The organism is Paenarthrobacter sp. NPDC018779, assembly GCF_044391085.1.
In the GTDB taxonomy this organism is placed as follows: Bacteria; Actinomycetota; Actinomycetes; order Actinomycetales; family Micrococcaceae; genus Arthrobacter.
The window spans coordinates 112,125-127,188 of sequence record NZ_JBIRZS010000006.1; the positions used below are offsets into that span (position 1 = coordinate 112,125).

General features: G+C 64.7%; 13 protein-coding genes. 5 read left to right on the forward strand and 8 right to left on the reverse strand.

Going from position 1 to position 15,064, the window contains the following annotated elements:
- Positions 1-8: 8 nt before the first annotated feature.
- Both ACH488_RS09385 and ACH488_RS09390 read left to right on the forward strand, forming a co-directional pair.
- A complete protein-coding gene (locus ACH488_RS09385) occupies positions 9-1,724 on the forward strand; it encodes an amidohydrolase (RefSeq protein ID WP_397323759.1) in 1,716 nt (571 codons plus the stop codon).
- Positions 1,725-1,732: 8 nt separating this feature from the next.
- A complete protein-coding gene (locus ACH488_RS09390) occupies positions 1,733-2,989 on the forward strand; it encodes a M20 family metallo-hydrolase (RefSeq protein ID WP_397323760.1) in 1,257 nt (418 codons plus the stop codon).
- On the opposite strand, the gene ACH488_RS09395 is transcribed toward ACH488_RS09390, so the two are convergent.
- Positions 2,986-3,690, reverse strand: coding sequence for a hypothetical protein (locus ACH488_RS09395; RefSeq protein WP_397323762.1), 705 nt, complete (start codon positions 3,688-3,690; stop codon positions 2,986-2,988). The two genes, ACH488_RS09390 and ACH488_RS09395, sit on opposite strands and share 4 nt — an antisense overlap.
- A gap of 86 nt (positions 3,691-3,776) precedes the next feature.
- Here ACH488_RS09395 and ACH488_RS09400 point away from each other — a divergent pair, with 86 nt between their 5' ends.
- A complete protein-coding gene (locus tag ACH488_RS09400; protein WP_397323763.1) occupies positions 3,777-4,370 on the forward strand; it encodes a YdeI family protein in 594 nt (197 codons plus the stop codon).
- A gap of 59 nt (positions 4,371-4,429) precedes the next feature.
- On the opposite strand, the gene ACH488_RS09405 is transcribed toward ACH488_RS09400, so the two are convergent.
- The 4 genes from ACH488_RS09405 to ACH488_RS09420 form a co-directional block, all read right to left on the reverse strand.
- Complete coding sequence (locus ACH488_RS09405) at positions 4,430-5,596, reverse strand: ABC transporter ATP-binding protein (protein ID WP_397323764.1); 1,167 nt, start codon at positions 5,594-5,596, stop codon at positions 4,430-4,432.
- Positions 5,593-7,188 (reverse strand): ABC transporter permease, encoded by a 1,596-nt coding sequence (locus ACH488_RS09410; protein WP_397323766.1) that lies wholly within the window; start codon positions 7,186-7,188, stop codon positions 5,593-5,595. Before ACH488_RS09410 ends, ACH488_RS09405 begins: the two co-directional genes overlap by 4 nt.
- Positions 7,189-7,193: 5 nt before the next feature.
- Complete coding sequence (locus tag ACH488_RS09415) at positions 7,194-8,243, reverse strand: iron ABC transporter substrate-binding protein (protein WP_397323767.1); 1,050 nt, start codon at positions 8,241-8,243, stop codon at positions 7,194-7,196.
- A 186-nt stretch (positions 8,244-8,429) separates the two neighbouring features.
- Positions 8,430-9,551: a glycoside hydrolase family 76 protein gene (locus ACH488_RS09420; RefSeq protein WP_397323768.1), complete on the reverse strand. Its 1,122-nt coding sequence runs from the start codon at positions 9,549-9,551 to the stop codon at positions 8,430-8,432.
- 201 nt (positions 9,552-9,752) lie between these two features.
- On the opposite strand from ACH488_RS09420, the gene ACH488_RS09425 reads away from it, so the two are divergent.
- Positions 9,753-10,544: an SDR family NAD(P)-dependent oxidoreductase gene (locus tag ACH488_RS09425; RefSeq protein ID WP_397323769.1), complete on the forward strand. Its 792-nt coding sequence runs from the start codon at positions 9,753-9,755 to the stop codon at positions 10,542-10,544.
- Entirely contained in the window at positions 10,541-11,764 is a 1,224-nt protein-coding gene (locus tag ACH488_RS09430; protein ID WP_397323770.1) for an acyl-CoA dehydrogenase family protein, read from the forward strand. The genes ACH488_RS09425 and ACH488_RS09430 overlap by 4 nt, the downstream gene beginning before the upstream one ends.
- Here the strand turns inward: ACH488_RS09430 and ACH488_RS09435 are convergent, their stop codons facing one another.
- The 3 genes from ACH488_RS09435 to ACH488_RS09445 all read right to left on the reverse strand — a co-directional run bounded on the left by ACH488_RS09435 (position 11,765) and on the right by ACH488_RS09445 (position 14,967).
- The gene (locus tag ACH488_RS09435) at positions 11,765-12,589 is read right to left on the reverse strand and encodes a DUF1684 domain-containing protein (RefSeq protein WP_397323771.1); all 825 of its coding nucleotides are present in this window, start codon (positions 12,587-12,589) and stop codon (positions 11,765-11,767) included.
- Between the two features lie 193 nt (positions 12,590-12,782).
- Entirely contained in the window at positions 12,783-14,132 is a 1,350-nt protein-coding gene (locus tag ACH488_RS09440; RefSeq protein WP_397323773.1) for an Ig-like domain-containing protein, read from the reverse strand.
- Between the two features lie 91 nt (positions 14,133-14,223).
- On the reverse strand, positions 14,224-14,967 hold the full coding sequence (locus tag ACH488_RS09445) for a hypothetical protein (RefSeq protein ID WP_397323774.1): 744 nt from the start codon (positions 14,965-14,967) through the stop codon (positions 14,224-14,226).
- Between the last annotated feature and the right edge of the window lie 97 nt (positions 14,968-15,064).

Consider the following 15,064-nt stretch of genomic DNA (forward strand, 5'->3'; position numbering starts at 1 on the left):
AAACAGCCATGAAACTCGATCTCCTCCTGCGCAACGCAGACATCATCACCATGGACCCGGACCGTCCGTCGGCCAGTTCGCTGGGCATCTGGCAGGGCCGGATCGTGGGCCTCGACGAGGAACTGCTCGGCCTGGAAGCCACCCAGGTCCTGGACCTCGGCGGCGCAACGGTAACTCCGGGCTTCATCGACGCCCACTGCCACACCACGTGGTTCGGGCTGGGGCTCGCGGAACTGGACGTGTCCGGTGCCCGGGGCCTGGAGGAACTGTATTCGCTGCTCCGGGATGCGGTCACGGACGGCGGTGCAACCAAAGACGAGGGCTGGCTCTTCGCTACCGGCTTCAGCCAAACCCAGCACGACGGCCTTTTCCCGGACATCGCCGAGCTTGACCGCATCACGGGGGAGCGGCCGCTGTTCATGCGCCACAACTCCGGGCACATGGCCGTGGTCAACACGGCCGCGCTGCGGCTGGCAGGTGCCTACTCGCCGTCGTTCCCCGATCCCGACGGCGGCGCGATTGTCCGCGACGCAGCGGGACGTCCCACGGGACTCGTCCAGGAGACGGCGCAGGAACTCATCCAGCAACTGATCTTGCCCTACGCGCTGGAGGACATCGAGGCGGCGCTGGAACGGGCCACGGCGTACTACGCCTCGGAGGGAATCACGAGTTTCACCGAGGCCGGGGTGGGCGGTGGCTGGATCGGACACAGCCCGGCCGAGCTCGCCGCCTACCAACGGGCTGCCGGGAATGGCCGCCTGCACGCCCGGGCACAGGTGATGCCGGTGCTGGATGTGCTGCACCCCCTTGATGGACATTCCTCGGACAGCCCCGGTGCGGCTCCGGCCGGACTGGACTTGGGGATTTCCAGCGGGTTCGGGAACGAGTTCCTGTCCCTCGGGCCGGCGAAGGTGTTCCTGGACGGTTCCCTGCTTGGCGAGACGGCTGCCGTGAGCCATGAGTTCTGCAGCCACGGGCACAAGGACAACCGCGGCAACGTGGGGTACTTCCAGGCAGACCCGGCACAGCTCAGGGAACGCATCGAAGCCGCCTACGCAGCCGGGTGGTCCATCGCTGCCCACGCCATCGGGGACCGGGCCATTGACCTGGCACTGGACATCCTTGCGGATTGCCAGGCCACCTACGGCCCACGCACGGTACCGAACAGGATCGAGCATGCTTCCATGACCCGGCCGGAGCAGCTGGACAGGCTCGCCGAAGCGCGGATCGCCGTCACCCCACAGGCCAGCTTCTTCCGCGACGGCGGAGACGGCATGACGGACTCCCTCGGTCCGGACCGGCTCTCGTGGGCCTACCGGGCTGCGAGCTTCCTCGAAGCCGGGGTCACGCTGGCCGGCAGTTCCGACCGGCCTGTTGCCGATGGGAACGTGCTCCGCGGGATGCAGGCGTTCGTTGACCGCCGCACGGCATCCGGCGCGGTCTTCGGCAACCCGGCCGAGCGGCTCACTCCCTGGCAGGCACTTGCCGCCTACACGAGTGGTGCGGCTGAAGCCACAGGAACCCTGGATGAGAAGGGGACGTTGACCGCCGGAAAGCTCGCGGACTTCACAGTCCTCTCGGCCTCTCCTTTGGACGCTCCGGACATCAGCGGACTCACCGTCCTGGCTACCGCCGTCGGAGGCCGTTTCACCTACCAATCAACCGACTTCCACGCTGCACCGGCATCGCTGGTTCCAGCCGGGCAATCCCACCAAAGCACTTAGGGGAGACCATGACAACCACCACAAGTTTCACCGCGCAGGACACCGCCTTCGTCCAGGACTTCCGGACCATGAGCGCCTTCGGAGCCACCGAGAACGGCGGCGTGGACCGCCAGGCCGCCACCATTCCGGACGGCGAGCAGCGCCGCTGGCTCACCGGCCTCCTTGAAGAACGCGGCTTCACGGTGAAGTTCGACCACGCCGGAAACCAGTGGGGTCTCTACGAGGCAGTGCCTGGAGCACCTTTCGTCGTGGTTGGCTCGCACATGGATTCACAGCCGACGGCGGGACGTTACGACGGCGCGTACGGCGTCCTCGCTGCCGCGCACGCAGCATTTCGCCTGGTGAGCCGCTGGGAATCCGGCGCCGAGGCACCCAGGTTCAACCTCGCCGTCGTCAATTGGTTCAACGAGGAAGGCAGCCGCTTCAAGCCGTCCATGATGGGCTCGTCCGTTTACACCGGCAAACTGGAACTCGAGGACGCGCTCAATACCAAGGATGCCGGAGGGGTCACTGTCCGGGACGCCCTGGACGCGATCGGTTGCCGCGGCTCGTATGAAGGGCCGGAGGCCGCCTACTGCGCCGAGATCCACATCGAGCAGGGCCGCAGCATGGAACGCGAGGGCATCACCATCGGCTTGGTGAGCTCCAACTGGGCAGCCAACAAGTACGAATTCGTGGTCCATGGCGAGCAGGCCCACACCGGTTCCACGGTGATCGCCGACCGCAAGGACGCACTGCTTGGGGCTTCGATGCTGGTGGTCGCTGCCCGCGAACTCGCTGATCGTTTCCCGGGCGTCCTGCATACCTCCGTGGGCCAGCTCAACGTCTACCCGAACTCGCCCGTGGTGGTTCCGTCCCGCGTGAACATGTTGCTGGACCTGCGCAGCGCCGACGAAGCCGTGCTGGCCGAAGCCGACGCGCTGCTGCACACCCGCATTGCCGAGATTGAGCGGCTGGCCAACGTCTCCGTGGAACAGCACCACTCGCACTCCTGGGCCGTGACGCCGTACCAGCCCGAAGGCGTGGAACTCGCCGCGAAGGTGGCCGCGGACCTGGGCCTGAGCAACAAGGAAGTCATGACCCTGGCAGGCCACGACTCCACCAACATGAAGGACCTCGTCCCCACCGTGATGCTGTTCGTGCCCAGCGTGGACGGCATCTCCCACAACGAGCACGAATACACCACGGACCAGGACATCGTTGCGGGGCTCGCCATGCTGACCGAGGTGGTCAGCCGGCTCTGCAACGGGGCGTTGGAGGACTAAGTACCCGTCACCACAATCGACGCCGGCGCGGAGCCGGCAGCCGCGTCCGGGTTGGCGACATACAGCACATCGTCCTCGATCCTCGAGTCGATGCCCGCCCCGTGGAGCCTGTCCAGCAGCGGCTCCAGGCCGCCGTCGTACTCGAAAGCGAGGTCGCCGGACTCCGGTTCAGCACCGTGCACCACACGCAGGACGCCGCCGTTCTTGGTGGTGAAGCTGGCCGATTCGTCGGTGGCGGTGCGGGGCCGCGCGCCAATGTTGCGGAGCTCCTGGGCGGAACCCACGACGTCGGGACTCACCCACGTGGCCACCACGGTGAGTGCCGGGTCGGCTTCGTCCGACGTTGCCCAGGTTCCGTCCGCGGCGCGTTGGGCGGGGTCGGCCAGGAAAGTGAAACCATCACGTGCCGTTACTTGCACGGTTTCCCCGTGGGCTGCCTCGGTGACGTCCGCGATGGTTCCATCGTCCCTGGTCCGCCGGGCGAACTCGTCCAGGACACCCACTTCAACGCCGAACACGGTGGTGCCATCCTCCGGCTGGGTGGATTCGTGCGCCACCCTGTGCAACGCGAGGCGGCCCGATCCGGCGTCGAACTCCCACCAGTCCTTGTCCGCCTTGGTGACCACCAGGCCAAGAGCCTCAAGCAGTTCGGCCCACGGTTCCGGCCGGGAGGTGAAGTGGATGGGGCGTGCTCGCAGCATGGATCCTCCTGGGCTGGTTCCCGGCAATTCGCGGCTTCCGTTTCCAAGCCTATGCCGAAAGCACGGATTCACAGCAGAATGGGGCCATGCCCATCGAACTTGCAGAACTGATCGTCAAAGACGCTAACCAATGGCGCGAATGGTTGTCCGATCACGCGGCAGAGAGCCGTGGAGTGTGGCTGGTCCTCCACAAGAAGGGCGGCAACGTCACCGAACTCGATTACGACGCTGCCCTGGACGAGGCCCTCTGCTTCGGGTGGATTGACGGGCAAGTGAAGAAGCGCGACGCCGGGAGCTACTTCCAGCGCATGACCCCGCGCGGCGCCAAGAGCATCTGGTCCGCCCGGAACGTGGGGCACATAGCCCGTTTGGACGAGGCCGGGAGGATGACCGCCTCCGGGTGGGCCGCCGTCGACGCCGCCAAAGCCGATGGGCGCTGGGAGGCCGCCTATGCCGGACCGGCCACCATTGAAGTGCCGGAGGATCTGGCCGCTGCCATTGCCGCCGTTCCCGAGGCGCAGGCGATGTTTGAGGTCCTGACCTCCCAGAACCGTTTCGCCCTGATCCACCGGACCAACTCCGTGAAGCGTGCCGAAACGCGGGCCAGGAAGATCGCGGGCTTCGTGGAGATGCTGGCCCGGCACGAGGCCCCGTACCCGCAGCGCAAAAAACCCAACTAGGGGACAGCAAACGTCGCAATAAGTGCTCGTAGGGACATGTGCTGTCCCCCAGTTGGGGGTTAGTCGCCGAGGGGGAACGCCACGCCTTCCCCCACCACGCGCAGGGAGAGCTCAGTTCCGGGTTTGGTGATCGAGGCATTCCAGTGGCGGATGGTGATGATCTCCCCGCCGCCAGGGTAGCGGTGGCCGTTGCCGGTGGCGCTGCCGTCGGGTGCAAAGTACGCGCCGAGCTTGATGCGCACAGTGGTTTCCGGGCCGAAGTAGTCCGTGTCCACCACAACGCCGCGGATAGGTCCGTCCGGCGCGATACGGATTTGCTCGGGCCGGAGCATCAACTGGACCTTGCCCTGGGCCGGCGGCCGCCGGACGGGAATGCCACCCAGGGAGCACGTGGCAAGGGATCCTTCCATCCAGGCATCGAGGAACACCGCATCGCCGAGGAATTCCGCGGTGGCCCTGTCCGCGGGCCGCGTGTACACCACGAAGGGGTTGCCGATTTGGGCCAGCTTGCCGCCGCGCATGATGGCCACCTGGTCGGCAAAGGAGAGTGCCTCGGCCTGGTCGTGCGTTACCAGGATGGTGGTGACACCTGCCTCGTTGAGGACTTTGGCAACGGTGCGCCGGGTGGCCACGCGCAAACCGGCATCGAGGGCGGAGAATGGCTCGTCCAGGAGCATGAGCCCAGGCTCCCGCGCCAGGGCCCGCGCCAAGGCAACACGCTGCTGCTGGCCGCCGGAGAGCTGATGGGGACGGCGCTTCGCCATGGCCGGGTCCAAGGAGACCATCTCAAGCAACTCGGCCACGCGCGTTTTCACGGCGCGGCGACCGCCGTCGAGCTTTGCTGAATCGAGCCCGAAGGCGATGTTCTGCCCCACCGTCAGGTGCGGGAAGAGGGCGCCGTCCTGTGCAACGTACCCAACCTGCCGCTTGTGGGCCGGAACCCAGATGCTGCCGTTGGCCACGGGTGAGCTATCCAGGCTGATGGAACCGGTGTCCGGGTGCTCGAACCCTGCAATCAACCGCAGGAGCGTGGTCTTTCCCGAACCGGAGGGCCCAACGATCGCCGTGGTCCCGCCCTTGGCAACCGACAGATTCACGCCCTTCAGCACGGACTGGGACCCGAAGTTCTTGGTGACCTCGGAGATGTCCAGATGCGGGTTGGTGGTGGGCGCAACGGACGGCGCAACCCGCGGGGCTGGGAGTCGTGAGGGGGATTGTTCGGTCACTGTCCGGCAACTTTCTTGGACTGTTGGAAAAGCAGGTAGGTCATGGGGGCGGAGAGCAGGATCATCAGCAGGGCGTAGGGGGCCGCGCCGGTGTAGTCGATCTCGCTGCTCTTGCTCCAAAACTCGGTGGCAAGGGTCTTGGTGCCGTTCGGAGAGAGCAACAGCGTGGCCGTGAGTTCGTTGACGATGGCCAGGAACACCAGGGCCGCGCCGCCGGCAGCCGCAGGTGCGGATAGGCGAAGGGTGACCCGGAAGAAGGACACCAGGGGTGCCTTGCCCAGGGATTGGGCGGCTTCGTCGAGTTCCTTGGGCGCCTGGGCCAGTCCGGCCCGCAGGTTGACCAACGCGCGGGGGATGAACAACAGCACGTACGCAGCAATCAGCACGCCTGTTGTCTGGTAAACGCCAGGAACCAGGCGGATGCTCACCGTGACGAACGCCAGGCCAACCACGATTCCCGGCAGCGAACTGGTGACGTAATTGGAGAGCTCCAGCATCTTGCTGAACCAGCTCGGACGCCGCACCGCCAAGTACGCCATGGGGAAGGCCACAATGGTTGTCACCAAAGCACCCAAGGCGCCGTACATCAGGGTTTGCAGCAGAGCTGGAATGAACTCGCTGGCGGTCCAGATTTCCGTACCGCCTGCCACGATCCAGCGCAGCACAAACCAGACCGGCACGCCGAACGCCAGCACAGTGAGGGCCAGCAGTGCCAGTTGCGCCGGTGCCTGGTACAAGCCCAGCGGCAGGCGCGTTGCCTTAGCCTGCGCTCCGGAACCGATGCGGGCATATCGGGCCGTACCGCGGCTCTTGACTTCCAACACCAGCAGGATCAGGCACAGGAACACCAGCACACTGGCCAACATGTTGCCCGCGGTTCCGTTGAACGTCGACTGGAACTGGACCATGATCGCCGTCGTGAACGTATCGAAGCGGATCATGGCAAAGGCACCGTATTCAGCCAACAGGTGCAGGGCCACCAACAGGGCGCCACCGGACATCGCGATCCTCAGTTGGGGCAGGACCACCCGGAAGAAGACAGCCCAGGGACCCAGGCCGAGGGATGCTGCGGACTGTTCGATCGCCGGGTCGAGGCGGCCCAGCGTCGCTGCCGCGGGGATGTAGACCAGCGGGAAATAGGAGAGGGTGGCGATCAGGACGCCGGACCAGATGCCCTCCAGCGACGGGACGGCCGAGACCCAGGAATAACTGTTCACGAACGCCGGGATAGCCAGCGGGGCAGCAAGCGCCACTGCCCAGAAACGGTGTCCGCGCAGTTTGGTCCGCTCCACGAGCCACGCACCACCCACGCCCAGAACCAGGCAGGCGGGGACCGTGATCACGGTGAGCAGGATGGTGTTCATCAACAGTTCCGCGACGCGCGGACGGAAGATGAGTTCGACGGCGGTGTCCCAGCCTGTCGCTGCAGTCATGTAAACCACGTAGCCCAGCGGGATGAGGGAAAACAACGCGGTCATGACGGCCAGCAAGGAGACTGTGGAAACGCCGAAAGGCGGGCGAGGGCCCTTGCCCTTGCCCGCCGTCGTCGTTCTTCCGCTGTGGTGGCCGGAAGCCGAAAGCCTGGTGGTCACCTCGGTTACAGCAGTCCTGCCTTGGTCATGAGATCGGTGACCTTGGTGGAGTTGAGCTTGGCCGGGTCCACGGCGGGAGCCTGGAGTTCCTTGATGGGAACGAGCTTCTGGTTGGCATCAACCTGGGAAGCAATGGCGTATTCGAACGACGTGCCGGTCTTGAGGATCTCCTGGCCCTTCTTGCCCGTGATGAACTTCAGGAAGGCCTGGGCGTCAGCCGCGTGCTTGGAGGACTTCAATACGCCGCCACCCGAAACGGACAGGAACGCGCCCGGATCCTGGTTCTTGAAGTAGTACGGCGTGACGTTCTTGGAGTTCTCGCCGGTCTTGGCCTGATCGCCGTAGTAGTAATAGTGGTAGATCAGCGCTGCGTCCACCTCACCGGCGTTCACTGCCTTCATGGCGGTGCTGTTGCCCTTGTAGGCCTTGAAGTTTTCCTTCATGCCCTTGAGCCATTCCTCGGTTGCTGCCTCGCCCTTGAGTTCAAGGAGTGCGGACACGATCGCCTGGAAGTCAGCGCCAGTGGGGGATGCGGCCCACTTGCCCTTCCACTCCGGATTGGCCAGGTCCAGCATCGACTTGGGCAGCTTGTCGTCGCTGATCTTGTTCTTGTCGTACACAAAAACGGTGGAGCGGGCTGCGATGCCGGTCCACTTGCCGGTGGACGGGCGGAATTCCGCGGGAACCTGGTCCATGGTGGCCTTGTCCACGTCTGCGAACAGGCCAGCGTTCTCAACCTGCGCCATTGCGGGCGAGTTCTCCGTGAGGAAGACGTCGGCCGGCGAGGCGGCCCCTTCCTGGATGATCTGGTTGGACATCTCGGTGTCGCTGCCCTGGCGGACGGTGACCTTGATGCCGGTTTCCTTGGTGAAAGCGTCGATCCATTCCTTGGTGAGGCTTTCGTGCTGGGCGTTGTACACCGTGATGCCCTCGCCGGAAGCTGCGGCCGAATCGGAGGCGGCCGGGGTGCCGGCGCTGGAGCCACAGGCTGCGAGGCCAAGGGCGGCGGTGGCGGCGAGTGCGATTCCGGCCAGCGCGTTCTTGCGGAGCTTCATGGAGACTTCTTTCTGCGAACAGACTTTTGGGGGCCGGAAGCATGTTCCGGGGCTGGCGGGCGTGGGGGATTGGGGGGGTGCCCGTCCTTGAAAAGAGTAGGTTAGGCAATCCTTCCGCACGAAGCCGACGGGCCTCTATGTGACAAGAATCACTACAATTACGGAACTGTTGCGTGACTTAATTCGCTAGGAAAGGGTTGCTGCCGCTTCGAACGTCATCCACGCCTGCAGTTGGGTGGAAAGTTCGACGGCGGTACCCGGCGGATACGTCTCGCTCGCCGGGCGCAGGGGGTCGGGGGAGAACACTGGCCCGTAGGTACTGGGCTCGAGGCGGCCGGCCCACAAGGCCTCAGCGGTGGCCAGCACCATCTCCCTTGCCGTTGCGCGGGCACTTTCCGGAAGTTGGCTGTCGCGGGCGGCCGCGGCCAGGTATCGGACAAGGATGCCGGTGAACAGGCCGCCATCGCCGGTCCCATGGCCTCGGATGATGCTGGTGCCGTCCATAGTCAGCCCACGTGCCGTGGCCTCAATGAGTTCGGCTGCCCTGCTGATGTTCGAGTCGCCGCCGAGTTCCAGCAACGCGCCCAGGACCGGACCCTGGTTGTAGGTGTAGATGGCGTTTTCCAACACGGTTCTGCCATCCCGGATCCGCAGCCCATCCATGTAGAGGCCGTTGTCCGGGTTGAGCAGCTTGTTGTTGAGCCAATCCACCAGGACCTGGGCTTTTTCCCTGTGCCCGGTCCGGGCGAAATACAAGGCGATGGGAGCCGTGGCAGGGGTGTTCTTGAAGTCCCTCGCCGTGCTCCAGAAGGTACCCCCGCCAAGGTCTTCCGTGGCGGTGGAGTTGAATTGCAGGGTGAGGGAGCTGCGCACGTAGGCGTTGCGGCGGCGTCCGGGCTTGCGGGTTTCCTCCGCCAACTGGTCCAGCCTGAGCGTCGAAAGGGCCAGCCACGCCATGTCGTCATAGAAGTGGTTCACGAACCTGAAGCGGTTCCTGATCCGGACGGAGGTGACCAGCCGGGACGCAAGCCGTCCGGCGCTGGGGCGGGAGGCGCCGTCGAACTTAACTCCGGTGGCGAGTTCCCGGCGGCCGGTATCCACCAGGCAGTCCACGTAGTGCGCTTGCCACCAGTAGTGCCACGGGCCGAAGAGGCTGCTGGCCCGCCACGGAACCTTGATGGCGCCGATATGCGTGCCTGGGAGGAAGAACAGGCGCCTGCCAAAAGTGCGGGTTACCGAGCGGGCAGCGTGGTCGGCGCGATTTGCCCAGTGGCTTGGGTGGGCTGTTGGCTCGGCGTTGCTTGGCATGGTCCCAGCCTATCGGCGGAGCATCGGCCTGGCGGTGGAGTCCAACCTGGCGGAGCCTGAGCCTGGCGGTGGAGTCCGGCCAGGCGGTGGGTGCCGACGTGCCGATGGCTTTGACGTGCGCTGGGTCACAATTCCAGTTAACATGCATTAACGGATTTTGGTCTTCGAAGGTCCGCATCGCGTCTGCATCAAGGAGGATGGATGGACATCAAGGGCACAGTTGCACTGGTCACCGGGGGAGCGTCAGGGCTGGGTGCCGCCACCGCCAAACGGCTGTTTGATGCCGGGGCGTCGGTGGTCTTGGTGGATCTGCCTCAATCAGCCGGCGAGGCCTACGCGGCTGAGCTCAATGAAATCGCTACGGGGCAACAGGCTGTTTTCGCCCCCGCGGACGTCACTGACGAATCCCAGGTGCAAGCGGCCGTCGATGCTGCTGCCGCGCTCGGCGTCCTGCGGATCGTGGTGAATTGCGCCGGAATAGCGACGCCGGGGAAGGTCCTGGGCCGGGACGGTGTGCTGCCGCTTGAAACCTTCAACAGGGTCATCCAGATCAACCTGGTGGGCACCTTCAATGTGGTCCGGCTCGCCGCCGCTTCGATGGTGCAGAACGAGCCCGTCAGTACGGAACTTGGCGGGCCCGAACGCGGGGTCATCATCAACACAGCGTCCGTGGCAGCCTTCGAAGGGCAGATCGGGCAACCAGCCTACGCCGCCTCCAAAGGTGCAGTTGCGGCGATGACGCTTCCGCTCGCCCGCGAATTTGCCCGCTCCCTGATCCGGGTGGACACCATCGCCCCCGGGATCTTCGAAACGCCCATGATGGCGGGCCTGCCGCCAGCTGCCCAGGAGTCTTTGGGACAGCAAGTGCCGCATCCCGCGCGCCTGGGCCGGCCCGAAGAGTATGCCAACCTGGCCGCGCACATCGTGGAGAACGCCATGCTCAACGGAGAAACCATCCGCCTCGACGGTGCAATCCGGATGGGGCTCAAGTGACGGCCACCTTGACGGACTTGCCCGCGGCAGATTTCTTCGACTTCGAGTCACTCCTCAGCGTCCAGGAGCAGCGCAAGCTGAAGGAACTCCGCGCATTCCTGGCCACCGAGATCGCCCCGTATGCCGGCCAATGGTGGGACAAGGCCGAGTTTCCCGAGCACATCCTGCCCAAGCTGGCAGCCCTCCGGCTCAGCGCACCTGCCCAGCGTGGCTACACCCACCTGTTCGCCGGGCTGGTGATCGCCGAAATGACGCGCGTGGACACCTCAATCGCCACCTTCTTCATGGTCCACCACGATCTCTTCGTCGAATCGCTCTACGACTTCGGTAGCGACGCCCAGCAGGACCGCTACCTTGATGACGCTTCCAACCTCCGGACCACCGGAGCCTTCGCACTCACGGAGCCGAACCACGGCTCAGACGTCGCCGGCGGGATGGAAACAACGGCACGGCGCGTCGCCAGGGACGAGTCCGACGGCGGCGACTACTGGGTGATCAACGGTGCCAAGCGCTGGATCGGGAACGGGACGTTCTGCGACTACATGCTGGTGTGGGCCAAGGACCAGGCCGACGGAGCGGTACGGGGATTCATCGTCGATGCCTCCCTACCGGGGATCACGCGCAGCCGCATAGAAAACAAGGTGGCGCTGCGGACCGTGCAGAACGCCGACATACTTTTCCACGATGTCCACGTGGCCGAGGCCGATCGTTTCGCCGGGATCAACAGCTTCGCGGACACCAACCACCTCCTTCGCGGCTCACGCATCATGGTGGCCTGGCAAGCGGTCGGCCAACAGTTGGCTGCCTTTGATATCGCACGGCAATACGCCGTGGAACGCCTCCAGTTCGGCAAGCCGCTGGCCAAGTTCCAGCTGATCCAACAGCACTTGGTGGACATGCTGGGCAACGCGGTGGCCAGCATGGGGATGATGGTCCGGATTGCCCAATTGCAGGAGGACATCTTCACGGACGCTGCCGGGATGCGGCACGGTGGCGCCGACATGGCCCAGGTGGCGCTGGCCAAGGCCTACTGCAGCGCACGGATGCGCGAAACGGTGGCCCTGGGCCGGTCCATCCTGGGTGGAAACGGCATTGTGACCGACTACGGGATAGCCAAAGTCTTCGCCGATGCAGAGGCGATCTACACCTACGAGGGTTCCTACGAGATCAACTCGCTGATCGTGGGCAGGGCTGTCACGGGAGTTTCCGCCATCGCCTAGCTACAGGTCTTCGGGGAGTTTCTCGCCAGCCTCTACCCGGACATCGATCGAGTTTCCGCGCACCGGCATAGGGCACGTGCCGTAAGGAGTGAAGGCGCTGGGGTAATTGATGGCCCGGTTGAAGTCGATGACCACCGATCCGTCAGGGCGTGGCTTGGAGATGAACACCTTGCGCCATTCGTCGGTGGTCTCGCCATTGGTCTCATCATGGAAGGTCACGTTGAGGGCACCCAGTTTTTCCTCTTCCGCGTGGAGCCTGATCTCGTGGGAAATACCCGGAGCATGGAACACCACCTCGCCCACCGAGCGGTGTAGTCCGTCCACCAAGGGATTGGCGGTGCCGATGGGCACGTCCACGGGATGCTCGTACGCCTCGAACTTGCCTGTGATCACCCACTGCGGGTCGTAGGCGAACGTTGGCACGCTGGTGAAGCCGGTGTAAACGGGCGAGCCGTTGTCCCTGGTGCGGATCGCATACTTGTCCGCACGGACGGCCAGTTCCACCACCACCTGCTGCCCCTCCGGACCGCCGTACTGCACCCACATGAGCGATTCTTCGTCCTGGAGGGCTTCGGTGAACGTACCCACTGCAGGTTCACCAGTGGCCACGAAGCTCAGCCCGTCATCCTCAGTGGCTGTGAGGACGGCGCTGCTTCCGTCCGATGACCACAGGCCCGGGGCAAGCTCCAAGGCAGCCGGTTCTTCCTCCAACCACTGGAACGAGGTCAACGTCAGCCAGCCGTGGTCCGACGCCAGGGCCGCGTTCCGTCCGCTGCGGAACCTCTCCCAGCGGGCAAGTTGGGCATCCGTCGCGGTGGGACTCATGGTTCTCCTTGGTTATCGGGGCTCCGCTTGCGGCGGCTGTTCCTTCCCGTCAACCACGTGGGAAGGGCAGGCATTCCCATGGTGGAGCGGCTCACGCTGGCCCCCAACACATGCCAGCGCGAGCCCGTCTTAGGAGCGATGCGATGTGCCAGGGGGACAGCACATCGCATCGCAGTTCGTGTAGCTGGTGCTCTTAGTGGGAGCGCCGGCGTGCTGCGGACCTGGTTGCAACGAAAGCAAGCAGCGAACCCACAGCGAGGAACGCGGCGGCCGCGAAGATGAACACCGGACCGTTGGCCCCCGTAGTGGCGAGCTGGCCTTCACTGCCACCTGCAGCAGGAGTGGTCACCGTGGACGTCGGTACCACCACAACCGGGGCGGATGACGTGGTGCTTGCCGTGGGCGTGGGCGTGACGGTTGGCGTGGCCGTGGGGCTGGGTGTCACCGTCCGCGTGGGTGTGACGCTCGGAGTAGCCGTGGGCGTGGTTGTGGGGGTCGGTGTGACTGTGGGCGTGACGGTTGGCGTGGCCGTGGGGCTGGGTGTCACCGTCCGTGTGGGGGTGGGAGTTGCCGTCGGCCCGGAGGTGGCGTTGCCGTTTCCGTTGGCGTCGGTCCGCTTGGTTTCGGCGCCGATGTCAGTGGTGACGCCGGAGATGGTGACTGTTCCGGTGTTGGTGTAGGAATCGAGGTTGGGATTGGTCACTGCTGCGACCACAAAGAGTTCCACGCGCTCGCCCTTGGGCAGTCCCGTCCACGTGGCTGTTACCTTACCGGGGGTGCAGTCGACCACTGCCGGGTACTTGTCCGTATCCATGGGATCGATGATGTTGCCGTCGGCGTTCAGGACGGTGCCAACGCGGGGCGTAATTTCATCGCAATCGATCTCCATGCCTTCGGCGGGCGTATCAGTGACGACCACGTCGTTGGTGTCCGACTTCATCGGAGGCATGTAGATGATCGATTCGAGGCGTGTCTGGTTCGCGTCTGCCCACCACATGGCCTTGCCGGGAGTGAGAGGGACGGGAGCGCAGTTGCTGGTGCAAGGCGTGATGTCCACTGGTACGCGGAGCACGGTATCGCCGATCACGAAATCAAGCCGGCTGTGGTCGTCTTCACCGGGAACCTCAGCGAACTGGGTGGTGAAGGAGCAGGTTCCGCCGATACCGAACGGGTGGGACTCCACAAAGTCAGTGAGGGTGAAGACCACAAGTCCGGAATCGTTGGCCTCAGCCCTGGCGACAGTCTCGCCGTCGGGGTTGTCCAGATCGAACGACGCCGTGCCAAACCAGCGCAGTTGCGGCGGCAGTTGGAGTTCGAAGGTGTCGCCGGGCTTGGAGTGGTCCGGCACGCTCCACTCGCAGGAAAGGTCCACCTGGTCCCACTGGTTGGTCACCACGGACTGCGTGCTCAGGGTGATGCGGGCATCCGGAATCCCGGCGGCGTGGGCGGGTGCGGCGGACCAGGCCAAGCCCACCACCAAAAGCAGTATGGCGAGTAGCGCGGTGGCCGCGGAAGCCGCTTTGAGACGTAACTGACTGTTCATAGGGAAATAGATCCTTTGTTGGTAAACCGTGGGCCGTCGAATGATCAGTGACGCGGTGCCTGCTTTCGTGACGCCCTTGTCCGGATTCCCGTCAATGCAGTTCAGGCCACCGCTCGGACGTGCCGGCATTCTCCGAAAGCGGGTAGAGGCTCATCCGCGAAGGACTCAAGGAACCGGCCCCCAGGGTTTCCATGGCCGCCTTGCAGGCGGCCAGCCGTTCGAGGTTGGCATCGCACACCTGGAACACCACGTGGATTGCGGAACTCCGGTAGGTTGCCATGGCACCTGTCCCGCTGAGTTGGCGCTGCACCAGGGCTCCCAGTTGGACCAGTAACGTCCATCCGTGGCTTCGGCTGTCCGGAGGCTCGGGAAGTGCGATGACGGCCAACGCATGATGCCGGGAATACTCGGGACCTGCGTTGTCCAGCTCCAAAAGATGGCGTTGGAAATGGGCCTGCGTGGCGAGGCCGGTGTAGACGTCCGTGCAGGAGATGGGCGGGAGTGCCTCGGCTCCTTCCGCCCATCCCTCGGCCAGAGACTGGAGTGCGTCCACGTCGAGGCTCTGGTCCGCCGCATCAAACAGGGCGCGGAAGTCCGTAATGGTTTCGCTGATACCCACGCCGTTCCTCGCCCGGGCAGCGCCCAGCGACTTTGCGGTGGGCGCTGGCACTGTGGAGCGGGTTGTCAGCGAGGTGACCACTGTACGGACTTCGGGCAGCAGCCAGTCGGATTTGAACCGCCACCCCTGCTGGTAGCTGGTGGTTTGCCATCTGCGCAAGAGGAGGTGCCGCGAGAACGTACAGTCGGCGATCGATTTTGTCCGGGACGAGGTCATACCGGAAGAGTGCGGCCATGCCGCCATTCATGACGACGTGCAGGGCAACTCTAATTCCTAAAAAGATTGTAGAAACGCGCGTCACGAGTTTGTCCTG

Excerpts from the sequence above, each read along its gene's own strand:
- ACH488_RS09435 (WP_397323771.1), bottom strand. The coding sequence starts at position 12,589 with ATGAGTCCCACCGCGACGGATGCCCAACTTGCCCGCTGGGAGAGGTTC.
- ACH488_RS09390 (WP_397323760.1), top strand. The coding sequence starts at position 1,733 with ATGACAACCACCACAAGTTTCACCGCGCAGGACACCGCCTTCGTCCAG.
- ACH488_RS09445 (WP_397323774.1), bottom strand. The coding sequence starts at position 14,967 with ATGACCTCGTCCCGGACAAAATCGATCGCCGACTGTACGTTCTCGCGG.
- ACH488_RS09385 (WP_397323759.1), top strand. The coding sequence starts at position 9 with ATGAAACTCGATCTCCTCCTGCGCAACGCAGACATCATCACCATGGAC.
- ACH488_RS09400 (WP_397323763.1), top strand. The coding sequence starts at position 3,777 with ATGCCCATCGAACTTGCAGAACTGATCGTCAAAGACGCTAACCAATGG.
- ACH488_RS09395 (WP_397323762.1), bottom strand. The coding sequence starts at position 3,690 with ATGCTGCGAGCACGCCCCATCCACTTCACCTCCCGGCCGGAACCGTGG.
- ACH488_RS09415 (WP_397323767.1), bottom strand. The coding sequence starts at position 8,243 with ATGAAGCTCCGCAAGAACGCGCTGGCCGGAATCGCACTCGCCGCCACC.
- ACH488_RS09420 (WP_397323768.1), bottom strand. The coding sequence starts at position 9,551 with ATGCCAAGCAACGCCGAGCCAACAGCCCACCCAAGCCACTGGGCAAAT.
- ACH488_RS09425 (WP_397323769.1), top strand. The coding sequence starts at position 9,753 with ATGGACATCAAGGGCACAGTTGCACTGGTCACCGGGGGAGCGTCAGGG.
- ACH488_RS09440 (WP_397323773.1), bottom strand. The coding sequence starts at position 14,132 with ATGAACAGTCAGTTACGTCTCAAAGCGGCTTCCGCGGCCACCGCGCTA.